This is a genomic window from Stenotrophomonas sp. GD03930, assembly GCF_029839665.1.
In the GTDB taxonomy this organism is placed as follows: Bacteria; Pseudomonadota; Gammaproteobacteria; order Xanthomonadales; family Xanthomonadaceae; genus Stenotrophomonas; species Stenotrophomonas forensis.
Genome location: NZ_JAOCAV010000002.1, coordinates 890,842 through 905,358 on the forward strand (window position 1 = coordinate 890,842; position 14,517 = coordinate 905,358).

General features: G+C 68.2%; 17 protein-coding genes. 7 read left to right on the plus strand and 10 right to left on the minus strand.

From position 1 onward, the window contains the following. Nucleotides 1-167: 167 nt before the first annotated feature. The 3 genes from N5C18_RS14695 to N5C18_RS14705 form a co-directional block, all read right to left on the minus strand. Nucleotides 168-1,124 (minus strand): FecR domain-containing protein, encoded by a 957-nt coding sequence (locus tag N5C18_RS14695; protein ID WP_279944912.1) that lies wholly within the window; start codon nucleotides 1,122-1,124, stop codon nucleotides 168-170. Nucleotides 1,125-1,206: 82 nt separating this feature from the next. After that, nucleotides 1,207-1,710 carry an RNA polymerase sigma factor gene (locus N5C18_RS14700; RefSeq protein WP_008266486.1) on the minus strand — a complete coding sequence of 168 codons (504 nt, stop codon included), beginning with the start codon at nucleotides 1,708-1,710 and terminating at the stop codon, nucleotides 1,207-1,209. A gap of 138 nt (nucleotides 1,711-1,848) precedes the next feature. Beyond that, the gene (locus tag N5C18_RS14705) at nucleotides 1,849-2,775 is read right to left on the minus strand and encodes a LysR family transcriptional regulator (RefSeq protein ID WP_279944913.1); all 927 of its coding nucleotides are present in this window, start codon (nucleotides 2,773-2,775) and stop codon (nucleotides 1,849-1,851) included. A 150-nt stretch (nucleotides 2,776-2,925) separates the two neighbouring features. Here N5C18_RS14705 and N5C18_RS14710 point away from each other — a divergent pair, with 150 nt between their 5' ends. From N5C18_RS14710 to N5C18_RS14720, 3 genes are all read left to right on the plus strand, one after another. After that, nucleotides 2,926-3,792 carry a pirin family protein gene (locus N5C18_RS14710; RefSeq protein ID WP_053449906.1) on the plus strand — a complete coding sequence of 289 codons (867 nt, stop codon included), beginning with the start codon at nucleotides 2,926-2,928 and terminating at the stop codon, nucleotides 3,790-3,792. Between the two features lie 76 nt (nucleotides 3,793-3,868). After that, nucleotides 3,869-4,549: a hydrolase gene (locus N5C18_RS14715; protein ID WP_279944915.1), complete on the plus strand. Its 681-nt coding sequence runs from the start codon at nucleotides 3,869-3,871 to the stop codon at nucleotides 4,547-4,549. 61 nt (nucleotides 4,550-4,610) lie between these two features. Then, nucleotides 4,611-5,009 (plus strand): OsmC family protein, encoded by a 399-nt coding sequence (locus N5C18_RS14720; RefSeq protein ID WP_279944916.1) that lies wholly within the window; start codon nucleotides 4,611-4,613, stop codon nucleotides 5,007-5,009. Between the two features lie 62 nt (nucleotides 5,010-5,071). Here N5C18_RS14720 and N5C18_RS14725 read toward each other — a convergent pair whose 3' ends face one another. The 6 genes from N5C18_RS14725 to N5C18_RS14750 all read right to left on the minus strand — a co-directional run bounded on the left by N5C18_RS14725 (nucleotide 5,072) and on the right by N5C18_RS14750 (nucleotide 11,850). Next, a complete protein-coding gene (locus tag N5C18_RS14725; RefSeq protein ID WP_164086353.1) occupies nucleotides 5,072-5,401 on the minus strand; it encodes a hypothetical protein in 330 nt (109 codons plus the stop codon). 98 nt (nucleotides 5,402-5,499) lie between these two features. Continuing rightward, nucleotides 5,500-7,245: a putative porin gene (locus N5C18_RS14730; RefSeq protein ID WP_164242988.1), complete on the minus strand. Its 1,746-nt coding sequence runs from the start codon at nucleotides 7,243-7,245 to the stop codon at nucleotides 5,500-5,502. Between the two features lie 42 nt (nucleotides 7,246-7,287). Then, nucleotides 7,288-7,950: a cell envelope integrity protein TolA gene (locus tag N5C18_RS14735; protein ID WP_279935271.1), complete on the minus strand. Its 663-nt coding sequence runs from the start codon at nucleotides 7,948-7,950 to the stop codon at nucleotides 7,288-7,290. 39 nt (nucleotides 7,951-7,989) lie between these two features. Beyond that, the gene (locus N5C18_RS14740) at nucleotides 7,990-8,403 is read right to left on the minus strand and encodes a biopolymer transporter ExbD (RefSeq protein WP_005409874.1); all 414 of its coding nucleotides are present in this window, start codon (nucleotides 8,401-8,403) and stop codon (nucleotides 7,990-7,992) included. 10 nt (nucleotides 8,404-8,413) lie between these two features. Further along, on the minus strand, nucleotides 8,414-10,198 hold the full coding sequence (locus N5C18_RS14745; RefSeq protein WP_164241154.1) for a MotA/TolQ/ExbB proton channel family protein: 1,785 nt from the start codon (nucleotides 10,196-10,198) through the stop codon (nucleotides 8,414-8,416). A gap of 38 nt (nucleotides 10,199-10,236) precedes the next feature. Continuing rightward, the gene (locus N5C18_RS14750) at nucleotides 10,237-11,850 is read right to left on the minus strand and encodes a ShlB/FhaC/HecB family hemolysin secretion/activation protein (protein WP_164241155.1); all 1,614 of its coding nucleotides are present in this window, start codon (nucleotides 11,848-11,850) and stop codon (nucleotides 10,237-10,239) included. Nucleotides 11,851-12,051: 201 nt separating this feature from the next. On the opposite strand from N5C18_RS14750, the gene N5C18_RS14755 reads away from it, so the two are divergent. Beyond that, nucleotides 12,052-12,387 (plus strand): hypothetical protein, encoded by a 336-nt coding sequence (locus tag N5C18_RS14755; RefSeq protein ID WP_053508841.1) that lies wholly within the window; start codon nucleotides 12,052-12,054, stop codon nucleotides 12,385-12,387. A 34-nt stretch (nucleotides 12,388-12,421) separates the two neighbouring features. On the opposite strand, the gene N5C18_RS14760 is transcribed toward N5C18_RS14755, so the two are convergent. Then, nucleotides 12,422-12,883, minus strand: a complete 462-nt coding sequence (locus N5C18_RS14760; protein WP_053451321.1) for a general secretion pathway protein — start codon at nucleotides 12,881-12,883, stop codon at nucleotides 12,422-12,424. A gap of 115 nt (nucleotides 12,884-12,998) precedes the next feature. Here N5C18_RS14760 and gspH point away from each other — a divergent pair, with 115 nt between their 5' ends. Genes gspH through N5C18_RS14775 form a run of 3 tightly spaced genes read left to right on the plus strand, consistent with a single transcriptional unit; the run spans nucleotide 12,999 to nucleotide 14,415 of the window. Beyond that, nucleotides 12,999-13,445 carry a type II secretion system minor pseudopilin GspH gene (gene gspH, locus N5C18_RS14765; protein WP_164241196.1) on the plus strand — a complete coding sequence of 149 codons (447 nt, stop codon included), beginning with the start codon at nucleotides 12,999-13,001 and terminating at the stop codon, nucleotides 13,443-13,445. Beyond that, complete coding sequence (gene gspI, locus N5C18_RS14770) at nucleotides 13,442-13,804, plus strand: type II secretion system minor pseudopilin GspI (RefSeq protein WP_279944917.1); 363 nt, start codon at nucleotides 13,442-13,444, stop codon at nucleotides 13,802-13,804. Before gspH ends, gspI begins: the two co-directional genes overlap by 4 nt. Beyond that, nucleotides 13,801-14,415, plus strand: coding sequence for a prepilin-type N-terminal cleavage/methylation domain-containing protein (locus tag N5C18_RS14775; protein ID WP_279944918.1), 615 nt, complete (start codon nucleotides 13,801-13,803; stop codon nucleotides 14,413-14,415). The genes gspI and N5C18_RS14775 overlap by 4 nt, the downstream gene beginning before the upstream one ends. Nucleotides 14,416-14,517: the final 102 nt, after the last annotated feature.

A 14,517-nucleotide genomic window follows, 5' to 3' on the forward strand; every position in this document is an offset into this window, starting at 1 on the left:
AAGCGGGGCGGAACCGCCGGCACATCCGGTGCCGGTGGCATGTCTGGCTTGAGGAAAATCGGTGTTTCGCTCTGGCTATACCTCTATAGACAGCCGCATGCGGCAACTGCCCACGGTTTTTTCATGTTTTTTTCATGCGGCCGATCCAGCGCTGCGCCAACCGGGCTTCACCAGACCACCAGCGCCCCGCCGGGCAGGCGCTGCACGCGCAACCCGGCCTGTGCAGCCACCGCATCGATGCCGGTTTCCGGGTGCTGCAGGTGAAACAGGCCGCTGACCCGCACGCGGGCACTCTGGCCGCCCAGCACCCAGACCGGTGCACGGCGGTAGCGCGCCAGATCGGCAATGGCCTGTGCGGCCGGCAGATCGTCGATCGCCACTTCACCGCGCCGCCACGGTGCTACGCCATCGGGCCCTACCTGCTGCAGCGGTTGCAGCCAGCGCCCGTCACGGAACGCGCGCGCCTGGCCGGCCTGCAGGCGCTGCACGCTGCCATCGCCCGGGCGCACATCGACCACGCCCTCGCTGACCTGGGTGGTGACCGTGCTGTCCTGCATCGACACGCTGAACGCGGTGCCGATGTCATGCACCTGGCCACCCGCCGCCTCGACCTGGAACGGGCGGGCCTCATGTGCCACCTGGAACCAGGCCTGGCCGCGCAGCAGGCGCAGGTGCCGTTGCTGGCCATTGAACTCGATGGCCAGCGCGGTACCGGCATCCAGCACAGCGGTACTGCCATCTTCCAGCTGCACCACGCGCGGTGCATCGCTGCTGCGCAGGTCGCTGCGTGCTAGCAGCACTGCCTGCGGTGCGGCCGCGACCATCAACACCACGGCAGCAGCCGAGGCCAGCAGCCACGGCAGGCGGCGGCGCGGCGCCAGCGGCCGCAGCCCTTCGCGATCGGCGGTCAGCCCGGGCAGCGCGGCCAGCACCTCGGGCCCGGCGGCATCCAGCCCCTGCCAGAAGGCCTGCTGCTGGCGCCAGGCCAGCGCATGGCGGGGATCGGCCTGCAGCCAGCGCTGCAGGGTTCGTTGCTGGCGTTCGGGCAGTGGGCCTGCACTGCACCGGATCACCCAGCGCAACGCCTGCCTGGCCTGACGCGGCGAGGGTTCGGACGTGGTCATGGTTGTGGCCTGCCGCACCGCGAACGGGTGCGCTTTCCTGTTGTGACAACGGCGGGCGCGATCTGCCCACGGCAATCGCCGCTCATCGCCGCACTCCCTGCTGGTGCTGCTGGATCAGCAGCGCCGCGCGCAGTACGTGCTTGCCGACCAGGCTCTTGGAGATTCCCAGGCGCGTGGCGATCTCGCGCTCGCTCAGGCCCAGGTAGCGGTTGAGCACGAAGCACTCGCGCACCTGCCCGGGCAGCGCAAGGATGGTCTGGGTGATCTCACGCAGCTGTGCCTGGTCCAGCGCCTGCGCCTCGCCATCGTGGCCGGCCCCGGCCATGTCGGCGGCGTACTCGGCCATCGCGCGCCGTTCGCGGGCATCGGCCTGGCTGCGGTTGAGCGCGTGGTGATAGGCCATCCGGTACAGATAGCCACGCGGCTCCAGGATGGGCGGATCGCCGGGCACGCTGCTGGCCTTCAGGTACAGGTTCTGCAGGGTGTCCTCGGTACTGGCCGGGTCGAGATAGCGCGCGATGAAGCGAGACAACGCACGGCGCTCGCGGATCAGCAGCTCGACCAGCGCCAGGGCATTGGGAGACATAGGTGCCAAGGCCGGACCGGGGAATGATGGGCGTGATGGCGACGGTCCGGAGGTGAATTGTGGGCTGCGTGGCCACGGGCGGCAAGCACAGTCGAGTCGACACATTCAGTAGATTCACGCCATGCGTGGATGCTGGGGCTATGGCTCGTCCAACGCCTCGAAGCGCTCGGCCAGGAAATCGAGCAGCGCCCGCACGGCCGGCAGCAGTCCGCGCCGCGACGGGAACACGGCGTGCACGATGCCGTGCTTCGGCACCCACTCGGGCAACACCGGCACCAGCGCACCACGGGCCAGCTCCTCGCTGATCATCATCCGCGGCAGCATCAACACCCCCACCCCGGCAACCGCGGCGGCGCGCAGCGCGATCATGTCATCGCTGACCAGGCGCGGGCGATGGTGCACGCTGGCCTGCACGCCGCCGGGCCCGGTGTACTCCCAGACGTGCTGCTGGCTGGGCGATGCCAGATCGACGCTCGGCATCGTCGCCAGGTCGGCCGGCACCTGCGGCGTGCCGAGCTGATCCAGCAGCGCCGGGCTGGCACTGGTGCACCAGGCGCGGCGCGCCAGCACGCGCACCACCAGGTCGCTGTCCTCCAGCGGCGGCGGCCGCACCCGTATCGCCACGTCCACGCCCTCGCCCACCACGTCCACGCGGCGGTTGGTGGCCTCCAGCTGCACCGTCACCTGCGGGTGCAGGGCCAGGAAGTCGGCCAGCATCGGGCCGATGCGCGCGTGCAGGATCGCGATCGGACACGCCAGGCGTACCGTGCCGCGCGGCTCGGCACGGGACAGTGCGATCGCCTCTTCAGCGGCCTCGGCCTCGACCAGCATCGCCTTGCAATGGCGATAGTAGTCCTGCCCGACTTCGGTGACCGAGAAGCGCCGCGTCGAGCGCTGGATCAGGCGCACCCCCAGCCGTTCCTCCAGCAGCGCGATGCGCCGGCTCAGTTTCGACTTGGGCATGGCCAGCGCACGGCCGGCCTGCGAGAAGCCGCCGTGCTCCACCACCATGGCGAAGTAGAACAGGTCGTTGAGGTCGCAGCGGCGGATATCGGCAATGAACACGGGGCGAACTCCTGCGGCGCAAGGTCTGGGCCAATTGTTCACCAGATAGGACTATGACGGCAAATAATGGCGTCTACCGAGCTAATTGTTGCAGCGATATCGTCTCCGCAACGAAGAGCAACGGCCGGCAGCCCCGGCCAGGAGATCGCCATGAAGCGTGTCACCGGTACCTACAGCGCCCCCCGCCCGCATTGGGTCGGCGACGGATTCCCCGCCCGCTCGCTGTTTTCGTACAACACCCACGGCCAGCACCTGAGCCCGTTCCTGCTGCTGGACTACGCTGGCCCGTACAGCTTTGCGCCCAGCGACACCCCGCGTGGGGTCGGCCAGCACCCGCATCGTGGTTTCGAGACGGTCACCATCGTCTATGAGGGCGAAGTCGCCCATCGCGATTCAACCGGGGCCGGCGGCACCATCGGCCCGGGCGACGTGCAGTGGATGACCGCTGCCTCGGGCATCCTCCACGAGGAATTCCATACGCCGGAATTCAGCCGGCGCGGCGGCACGCTGGACATGGTCCAGTTGTGGGTGAACCTGCCGGCGCGGAACAAGATGGGTGCGCCGGGCTACCAGACCCTGCTCGATGCAGACATTCCCTCGGTGGATCTGCCTGGGGGCGCTGGCCGCGTGCGGGTCATCGCCGGTCGCTTCGACGGCCGTGCCGGCCCGGCCCGCACCCACACGCCGATGGATGTCTGGGACATCCGCCTGCAGCAGGGACACCACGCCGAACTGCCGGTGGCCGATGGCCGCACGCTGGCGCTGGTGGTGCTGAAGGGTTCTGTGCGGATCAACGGCGGCCCGCCGGTCGGCGAGGCACAGCTGGTCACCTTCGACCGCGCTGGCACGGACGTGTTCGTCGACGCCGACAGCGACGCCACCGTGTTGCTGCTCAGCGGTGAGCCGATCGACGAGCCGGTGGTGGGCTATGGCCCGTTCGTGATGAACAGCCAGGCCGAGATCGCGCAGGCGGTCAACGACTTCAACAGCGGCCGCTTCGGCCAGATCGCGCACTGAGCGCTTCAACGCGGCGGGCCCCGGCCCGCCGCCGCCATCGGGCCACCCCCGGCCCTTCCCCCAAAGGAGACTGACCATGAGTACCCCCGCCAACTTCAACGGCGCACGCCCGGTGATCGATCCGGACAATGCCACGTTGCTGCTGATCGACCACCAGAGCGGCCTGTTCCAGACCATCGCAGACATGCCGTTCAGCACGGTGCGCGCCCACGCCACTGCACTGGCGAAGATGGCCACGCTGGCCCGGATGCCGGTGATCACCACCGCCTCGGTGCCGCAGGGCCCGAATGGCCCGCTGATCCCGGAGATCCACGAAGCTGCCCCGCATGCGCAGTACGTGGCGCGCAAGGGTGAGATCAACGCCTGGGACAATCCCGAATTCGTTGCCGCAGTGAAGGCCACTGGCCGCAAACAGCTGATCATCGCCGGCACCATCACCAGCGTGTGCATGGCGTTCCCGTCGATCGCCGCCGTCGCCGACGGCTACCAGGTGTTCGCGGTGATCGATGCCTCGGGCACCTATTCGAAGATGGCCGAGGAGATCACCCTGGCGCGCGTGGTGCAGGCCGGCGTGGTGCCGATGGACACCGCCGCGGTGGCCTCGGAGATCCAGCGCAGCTGGAACCGCGACGATGCACAGCAGTGGGCGGAGGTCTACACCAGGATCTTCCCGAACTACCAGCTGCTGATCGAGAGTTACCTGAAGGCGCAGGACGTGCAGAAAAGCCACGAGCCGCTGGATTCGCAGCGCAGCTGAGCGCGCAAGACGGTAGAGTCCAACGCGTCGGGCATGGCCCGACGCTACAGAGGAGATCCGCATGGCCTACGCACGCATTGTTTCGACCGGCGACAACTACCTGCACCACATCAGCAATGGCAGCTTCGATGTGGATGCGGACGAGCCCGCAACGCTTGGCGGCCAGGGCAAGGGCTTCGCCCCGTTCGACCTGTACCTGGCCTCGCTGGCGGCCTGCACCGCCATCACCCTGCGCATGTACGCGCAGCGCAAGGGCTGGGAACTGGGTGAGTTCCATGCCGAACTACGCTCCGAGCGTGACGGGGATGGACGCTTCCACGTGCACCGCGTCCTGCATGCCAGCGCGGAGCTGAGCGATGCACAGTGGCAGCGCTTGCTGGAGGTAGTGGAGAAGACCCCGGTGACCCTGGTGATGCGCGAGGGTGCACGCATCACCAGTGAGCGCGGGGCTGCGGCTTAACCCCATCCGCGCATGGCGTGGATCTACTGTAGAGCCGAGCATGGCCCGGCTCCACCGACAGCTCAGCGCCGTGAATGCAGCACGGTGCGCTGGCGCATGGCGTTGAACTCCTGCTCCACCTGCTGGATGTCCTCGGCCTGGAAACCGGCCGCATCCAGCAGCTGGTCGGCAGCCGCCGCCGCCAGCGGATCGTCATCGCGCTGGCGCCAGCAGCGCGCCGGCAGGAAGTAGCCCACTTCGCTGCGCCCGCGCATGATCACCACCGGCCGGCCGGCATACAGCAGGAACTCCGCCAGATGCTGGCGCAGCCCTTCCACCGATACATAGGCAGGCCCGATGCCCAGCAACTGGCTGGACGGTTCAGGACTTTCAAACAGCTTGCGACGGCTCATCCACTCCTCCTTTCGTGCAACGCGTGGTCTCCTTTCCTTAGACGGGCGCATCGCTGCGCCCCCGCCACGCCCGCCGTGATCTGCATCACGCGATCCGGCTAGAAGCCGGTATTGAACTCCAGCTGGAACACGTCGATCGACAGCGGCGCACCGGACACTTCCTTGGCCGCCATCCACTTGCCGCTGATCCAGCTGCGCGCATCCAGCGCGTAGGCACCGCCCACGTAGTAGCCGCGGGCATTGGTGCCGCCCAGGTGGAAGTTGGGGTCGTTGTAGGCATCCGGCAGCGCATCGGCCTCGATGTGCTTGTAGCCCAGCAGTGCCTGCCACTGGCCCTTCTCCCTCAGCTCGGTGGCACCGAAGCTGGCCTGCACCATCCACGCGGTATCGCCGCTGCGGAAGGTGTTGATGCTGGCGGTGCCGCCCGCGTCGTAGTTGTTGACGATGCCATTGTTGGCACGGCTGAACATCGCCTGCTTGTCGTAGGCCAGGTTGCGGATGTAGTCACCGTCCAGGCGCAGGCCGATGCCCTGCGCCAGCTGCGTATCCCAGCGCAGGTTCAGCGTGGCCAGGCGGAACGCCGAGGCCAGGCCGACGTACTGCGGCGTGGGCGTGTTGGCCGGGTCCAGCGGATTGCGCGCGATGTCGCGGATCAGCATCAGGGTGTTGCCCTTCTGCATGAAGGCCGGGCGCGACCAGTCGGTATCGCAGCCCACCGCACCTGCATACAGTGCGCACGGCGAAGACAGGCGGCCACTGATGTTCTTGAAGTCGTAGTAGCCCAGCGCCGCGCGCAGCGCGTTGTCATCGTTGAAGCGCCAGTTCATGCCCACCTGCGCACCGGACAGCCACTTGTTCTCGTTCGGGGTCTTGACCCGGCTCTGGCTGGGCGAGCTGTCGGAGGTGTACTCCAGCGGCACCACCGCCAGGTTGCCGAACAGGTCGAGGTCACCGCCGTCGAAGTCGTACTTCAGGTTGGCGGCCAGGCCGTCGAAGTTCAGGTCGTTGGAGAACAGCGTATCGCTGGTCCAGAACGGATTGCCGAAGCGGCCACCGCGCACCGTCACCCAGTCCGCCGGGCTGTAGGCCAGCCAGGCCTGGTCCAGCCACACATCCTTCTTGCTCAGGCCGCCGCCCAGCTGTTCGGTGGTCGACACCGGGCCATTACTGCTGCCGCTGGCCAGGCGCACGCCGGCGGTGGTGTGCTGGCCGATGGTCGCTTCGATGCCCAGGCGGGCACGGATGCGCCACAGGTTGCGGCGGTCCTGGCGGCTGTTCAACAGCGGCGGCAGCTGCAGGTTGGTGTTGGTGTTGGTATCGAAGCCATTGCCGGAATTGATCGCCGGCCAGTTGCTCACGATGTCGCTGTTGCGCTCAGAATAGAAGCGCGATTCGCTGCGCACGCGCATGTCACCGGTGACCTTGATGCGCTTGGTCCATTCGGCCACTTCGTTCGGCGCCGCCCAGCCTTCCGATTTCGCTTGCGCCATCACATCCTGGCGCACTTCGTCACGGATGCCGTCGCGCACGCTCTGCGGCACGTAAGGCACGCGCACGTCGCCGGCTTCCAGGGCCACGCCGCCGCTGGCAGCCGAACTACCGCTGGCGGCGGTGCGTTGGGCGGCGGCCGCTTCGGCTTCGGCCTGCACCAGCAGCGCCTGGCCGTCTTCGGGTTTCAGCGCGCCGCTGGCGATCAGGCCCTTGATCAGCTTGACCATGGTGGTTTCTGCGGCCATCGCACCGGCCGGGGCCGCCAGGCTGAGCAGCACGGCGCAGCACAGCAGCGCCCGTCGGGCCGGCCGCGGGCGGCGGGAGTCGGTTCGTGCGCGGACGTGGTCGTTCATCACGGTTCTCATCGGAAGAGTGGAAATCACGGAAGTCGGGAATCAGGCCCCGGGCCGGCGGCCCTGGATCAGGACGCGGGCGGGGAAATCGAGCGACGGCGGCGGTGCCTGGTCGACCTTGCCGATGCGACGCAGCGCATCGACTACGGCCGCATCGGCCTCCTCGTTGCCACTGCCGCGCACCAGCTCGACCTTCTCCAGGCGGCCATCGGCGGCCAGCCACACATTCACCTGCAGCTGGAACGCCAGGCGCTTGACCTTGTCGTCGCGCGCGATCGCCTGCTGCATCAGATAGCCGAGGTAGCGCCCATAGGTGGCGTTGCCGGCACCGCCGCGGCCGACGCCGGAGGTGCCGCCGCCTGTGCCGGACTGGATACCGAAGTTGTCACCGCCGGCCTGTGCGTCGGCATTCATCGTTACCGGGTCGGCGTTGTCCGGGGTCGGCGTCGGTTCTTCCGCCGGGGTCGGCTGATCCAGCGGCTCCGGCTCGGGTACCGTCTCTTCCGGCGTTTCCGGCTCAGGCGGCTTTTCCGGCGGTGGCGGGGGCGGTGGCGGAGGCGGCGGCAGCGCCAGCATCGGCGGCTGCACCACCGGCCTGCGGGTACTGGCGGTGTCCTTGAACAGCAACCACCGCACCGCGATGCCGAGCACCAACAGCGCGGCCAGCACCAGCGCGACGGTCACCAGCAACGAGCGGCCGCGCATGCCGGGCTCCGGTCGAGGGGGTTGATGGGCCGTCATGCCTCAGCCCTGTGCCTTGCCGGTGACCAGCCCGACCTGGGCCAGCTCCAGCCGCCGCAGCAGGTCCAGCACCTCTACCACGCGCGCGTACTGCACCTGCGCATCGCCGCGCACGATCACCGGGAAGTCCGGCGTGGTCGCGCGCTCGGTGCGCAGGCGGTCTTCCAGTTCAGCCATCGTCACCGGGTAGGCATCGAGGAACACCTGGCCACTGGGGTCGATGGTGATTGCCTTGGTTTTCGGCTTCTCCAGCGCCACGCTGTTGCTGGCCTTCGGCAGGTTGACCTCGATGCCGGGGATGGAGGCGTTGCTGGTCAGGATGAAGATCACCAGCACCACCAGCAGCACGTCGACGAAGGGCGTCACGTTGATGCCCTTCTCGCGCTTCTTGATGCCGAACTTCGCCTTCTGGCCCATGGCGCGCCCCTCAGCCCTGGACCGCGGCCGGGCCGCGCCCGTCCTGCTCTTCGGCCAGGCGCGCGGCGAACTCGTCGATGAACACCGCCATGTCCGCGCCGATCGCCTCGGCGCGTGCACCCAGGTAGTTGTAGCCGAACAGGGCCGGGATCGCGACGCCGAGACCAGCGGCCGTACACAACAGCGCGGCGGCCATGCCCGGCGCCACCGAGTTGATGTCCACCGCGCCGGCCATCGCCGCCACCACGAACACCAGCATGATGCCGATCACGGTGCCGAACAGGCCCACATAGGGCGCGCCTTCAATGGTGGTGGACAGCCAGTTCATGCGCCGCGCCATGCCTTCCTGCTCGCGCACCATCACCGCATCCATCGAGGCGCGGATGGCGGCGATGGTGGCCGCGCTGAGGTAGCCGCTGTTGCCATCACGCTGGTGGCGCTGCTGCATTTCATCGATGGCGACCTGGTAGATGCGCCACAGCGAACCCTCGTGCATCGCGGTCGGCGCCTTGCCCTGGCGGTCCATGTCGGACAGGGTGCGCAGCGGCACGCCGGACAGCTTGCCGAAGCTCTCGGTGAACACGGCATTGGCCTTGCTGGTGCGGCCAAAGTGGCGGCTCTTGGCGATCATGATCGCCCACGACAGCAGCATCATCAGGCCAAGGATGGCCACCACCACCCAGGCGTCGAACGGCATCGCCTTGAGGATGAAACCGAAGTGGCTCTGCCCGGCCGACTGCTCGTCGGCACCGTAGCTGATCAGGCGCGAATCGGCGCCCTGCGCGGTGGCATCGGCCAGCAGCAGCGCCGCCGGGCGCGCCACCCGCGAGATGCGCAGCTCATCCAGCGCACCTTCGAAGTTGGCCAGCGGCTGCGCCGCACCCGCAGCATCGGCGCCCACCACGGCGGCGGTGTTCAGGGCCGGCAGATCGCCACTGAGCTGGGCGACCACGCGCCCATTGAGATACAGCTGCAGCGCCCCCTTCTCTGCGGTCAGCGCGACATGCGCCCACTGCCCTTCCGGAATCGGCTGCGCAGGCGTGCTGCGCTGGCCGTTGAGCTGCACGAACGGCACGCGATTCTCGATGCCGAGCACCAGCTCGGCCGCACCGTCGCGACGGGCATAGATCGCCTGCGCGGCACTGTTGCTGCCCGGCTTGATCCACGCGGAAACGGTCAATGGCGCGCCCGCCTGCTGCGCCAGCGAGGCGCTGGCCGGCAGCGGCAGCGGACCGCCGCCGAGCTGCACGCCACGGCCGATCACCGAGCCTTCCGACGTCGGCACCACGGCCCCGGCATTGTTGCCATAGGCGGTGGTGTCGCGGGCCGGGGCATTGGCTTCGGCGAAGTGGTAGACCAGCGTGTAGTCCGGGTCGAACACCTGCTGGCCATTGCCGCTGGCCGGGGCCTTGTCGTTGCCGTAGTACATCCAGATCGTCTGCGGCGCGGCGGCACTCACCGCCGGCACGTCGACCCAGACCAGTGCCAGGCCGAGCTTGGGATCGAACTGTTCGATCTGGTGGGCCAGCACGGTGCGGCCATCGCCCGAGACGAAACGCAGGTCGCTGCCCGCATCCTGGGTGCCATCGAAGCCGAAGTTGCCGGTATGCAGGCGCAGCAGCAGCGGTGTGCGGCCCGGGTCACCGGCCAGGCCCGCGCCCTGCGGGCCGGCGTCGACGGTGATCGGCTTGCGGTACTTCCATTCGGCCTGCCACCAATTGGCATCGGCCGCAGCGGCAGGCAGCGCAACCAGCGCGGCCAGCAGCAACAACACTCGGGAAAGCAAACGGTCCATGCGAAGGGTCTCCGGAGAACGCATGTTCAAGGGAAGGGTCAGTAACTGGTGCTGATGTTGAAATGCAGGCGCGGGTCGTCCTTGCGCGTGACCGGGCCGTCGGCGTAGGGCCAGGCGTAGTCCAGGCGCAGCTGCAGGTGTTCGCCCAGGCGCAGCTGCGCGCCCAGGCCGACCGAGGCCAGGTTGTACTTGTCACGCTGATCGGGCAGCGGCTGGCGCAGGCGCAGGTAGGCCGCGTCGGCGAAGCTGTAGACGCGCAGGTCGGTGCCGCTCCACAGCGACCACGCCGGCGTGCGCCATTCCAGGCTGGCCAGGCCGCCGTAGTCGCCGATCGCTTCGGCCGACAGATAGCCACGCACGGTGTACATGCCGCCGGCGGCGAACTGCTCGGCCGACACCAGCGGCGCGTCGGTCACCTGCAGCGAGCCGCGCGCATACCACTGCCAGTCGCTGCCGAAGGTATGGGTGTTGGCCACGTCGGCCTTGAAGGCCACGAAACTCGGATCGGCCCAGAATCGCTTCTGCCCGAATGCAGTGGCATCGCTGCCGTAGCCCAGCAGGCGGCGGGTGCCGGCCACCAGCTGGGTATTGATGCTCAACTGGTCCTGCTCGCCCTGGCGCACGCCCACGAACGCGAGGGTGATCGGCGCATACTTCAACGGCGTCTTCAGGCTGCCCTTTTCCATCTGCGTGTCTTCCTCGGTGTCCTTGAAGTCCACACCGAGGCTGAGCTGGCGCCACCACTGGCGGCTGCCGGCCAGGCGATAGTTGAGCTTGAGCCCGATCGAATGGCCATTGCCGATCACGTTGGTGCCTGACCCGGTGCCGACCTGCGCGCCGGCATTGAGCACCCGGCTGTCGGACTTGTAGCCGGAGGCTTCCAGGCTCCAGGGCGTGCCTTCGAACGGCATCATGTACGACGCCGAGAACACCTTGGCCTGCTGGGTGTCCTGCGGCGCCAGGTACACGCCGACGTTGACGCTGTGCCCGCGCTGCCACAGGTTGTCGTAGGCCAGCGAGGTGCTCAGGCGCAGCTTCTCGGTATCGGCGCTGCGATCGTTGTTCAGTGCCGCGCTGACGCGCCACGGCGACTTCTCTTCAACCTGCAGGTCCACGTCCATGGTGCCGGGCACCTGGCCTTCGCGCACAAGTGGCATCACCTGCCGGCGCCCGCCTTCGTTGAGCGCGGTCAGTTCCTTCTGCGCCTGCTCGAAATCGGGCACCTTGCCTTCGGCCAGCGCCGGCACGCGCTCGCGGATGCGTTCGGGCGACTCGTGCTTCGTGCCGACCACGCGCAGCTGGCCGATCGGCGTCTGCTCCACCTTCAGCAGTACCACGCCGCCACTGACCTGCTGTTCCGGCAGTTCAACGTAGACCGACTGGTAACCGGCCTGCTGGTACAGCGCATTGACCGCATCACGCGCCTTCTCGACATCGGCCAGGGTCTTGCCCGGGCCGAGGAACGGCTCCACCGCACGTTCGATCTGGCGCGGATCGAGCACGGTGTTGCCGCGCACGATGTATTCGTTGATGTTCACGCTGGGCGCGGGCGCCTGCTGCGCGAACAGCGGCATCGGCATCATGGCCAGCGCCAGCACCAACGGATGCAGGCGCAGCGGAAGGCGGACGGCTCGGGACGGAACAGGAGTCATCGAAGGCATCGCGTCGTATCGAAGGGAATGGCCATGGAGCGGCGCGTGGATCTACCAACAGGACGTGCACGTCGCGTCAAAGCCGCCAACAGTTTTGTGACAGCCCTGTCATCTTTTGACAGCGCCGCAACCCTCGCGGGCGGACACTGCGTTCGCCATACGTCTTCGCTGAAGAACACCGGTTGCCGCAGGAGATTCGAGATGAGCAGTTCATTGAAGACGGGCCTGCACCCTGCCCTCGCCCTGGCACTGCTGCTGGTGGTGCCAGCGCTCCATGCCGGGGAAGCGAAGCAGCAGGACGATGCCGCACCATGCATCGAAGTGCAGGTCAACGGCGAGCGCATCCCTGCCTGGGACTGCCTGCAACGCAAGCTGGCACCGGCGCCGAAACCGGCGAAGTCACCGACGCTGCCCGAAGCCGAGCGCCTGATGCGGCAGCCTGGCAACCAGCTGATGCAGTACAACCTGGAAGGCACGCGGCAGCGCATGGGCGATGCCTTTGGTCGTTCGGTGGTGCCGCAGCGTCCGGCGCGCTGAACCCGTGCATCTGCAGCCAAGCGTGAGCTCGGCGCTACGGGGCGCCACGCTGCGCAGCGGCCGGCACGATGCCATCCGTCGGCACCGGTGGCAGCTCCGGCACCGGCAGGCTGCGCGACTGCCCGGCCTGGTTCAGTTCCACCGTGCTGGCACTGATGCTGGCCAGTACCGTGCAGGGTCCCAGCCGCTGGCCCGGTGCGTACGCTTCTGCAGGACGGCCATCGACCGAGAGCAAGGCCAGCGGCGAATGCTCGCCGGCCATCACCCCCAGCACCACCACTTCGGTCTGGACGGCGCCGGGCGAAAGCAGCCGCACCAGCGGCAGGCTGGCCGCCGCCGCGAACACCGGCCGCACAGCGGCCTCGGCAGGCGCTTCGCTGGCCACCGCCGCGGGCGCCACCGCAGACAGGGTCACCGTCCAGTAGGCCACTACCGCCAGCAGCAGCGTCGCTGCCAGCACGGTCAACAGCCGATTGCGATCCCAGCGCCTGTCCATGTCCTGCACCATCGCCACGTTCGTGTACGCCTACGCTAGCAGCTACCGCTGACGCTTTTGTTTCATCATCCGCGCATACGCTGGCAGGCATCGGCAAGGACCGGAGGCAATGTCGATGCTGCACATTCCGCGTGGTTTCACCCTGCTGGAACTGATGGTGGTGCTGGTGATCATCGGCATCTGCACGGCCGGCATCGGCCTGGGCCTGGGCAGCCTGCTCGACCCCGCGCGGCAGCTGCGGCAGGAGGCCGAGCGGCTGGCACAACGCCTGCAGGTTGCGCGCGACGAGGCCCGCATCGATGGAAACACCGTGCGCTGGCAGGCCGACGCCGACGGTTACCATTTCAGCCGCCGCGAAGGCAGCCGCTGGGTGGACATGGAGCGCGACGACCTGCTGCGGCCCCAGACGTGGCAGGCCGCCGGCATTTCGGTGCAGCCGGCCACCGCCATCGAACTGAGCCCGGAATGGATCGGCGTTGCCTGGGAAGTGCGGCTGTCGCTGGACGGTCGCCAGCTGCGTCTTCGTGATGATGGCAGCGGACAGTTGCAGGTCGTGCAGTGAAACGGAACCCGCGCGGATTCACCCTGATCGAAGTGCTGATCGCACTGGCGATCGTGTCGATTGCCCTGGCCGCGGTGATGCGATCGGTCGCGGTCGCCACCGATGATCAGTCGCGCCTGCGCGACCGTCGGCTGGCCCTGATGTGTGCGCAGGATCGCTGGCAGGAACTGCGCCTGGCCGGACAGGTACCGCAGGAGGCACGCCAGCGCTGCCTGCAGGGGCGCAGCCGGTTCCTGGTGCTGCAGCATCTGGGCACCGGGGCGGATGGGCAGCCGCAGCTGGAACTGAGCGTGGTGGCCGAACAGTCGCCGCGGCAGTCGCTGGCACGGATGCAGCTGCCCTGGACAGCCACGCCGTGAAGCGCCCGGTGCACGGCTTCACCCTGATTGAAGTGATGATCGCGATCACCATCATGGGCGTGCTGGCACTGATCTGCTGGCGGGCCATCGACAGTGTGGCCAGCAGCGGCCAGCGCCTGCGCCAGGCCGATGCGGAGACCACCCATGCATTGCGCGCGCTGCAGCAGTTCCAACGCGATGTCGAGATGCGTGCCGATGATGCGCTGATGAATGGCGCGGTGCGTCCGGCGGATCAGCCGCAGCGGTTGCTGCCGCCCTCGCTGACCAGTGAGCGCCATCCGGACGGGAGTTTCGCGCTGGAAGTCACCCGCAGCGTGGGCAGCGACGGGCTGCGCTGGCAGCGCGTGCGCTGGTGGCGGCAGGGGGATACGTTGTGGCGGGCCAGTGGCGCTGCCACTGATCGTTACCCGCTGCCTGCCCCCGAGCCGTCGAAGGGCATTGTGGTCGCACGCGCCGTGCAGCGCTTCGAACTGCGCGCGTGGCAGCCCGGAGCGGGCTGGGCGTTGTTGCCGGGCGAAGGCGATGTGCTGCCGGCCACCGGCCTGGAGCTGCGGCTGGAGCTGCGCGACGGGCGCGGTGCGTTGAGCTATCGGCGGGTGGTGGGGTTCTAGTGCGCCTTGGGAGGAAAGTCATCCACGCATGGCGTGGATCTACTGGCGAACAGGGCGAGGCATCCACGCATGGCGTGGATCTACTGGCGGGCAACGATGCGC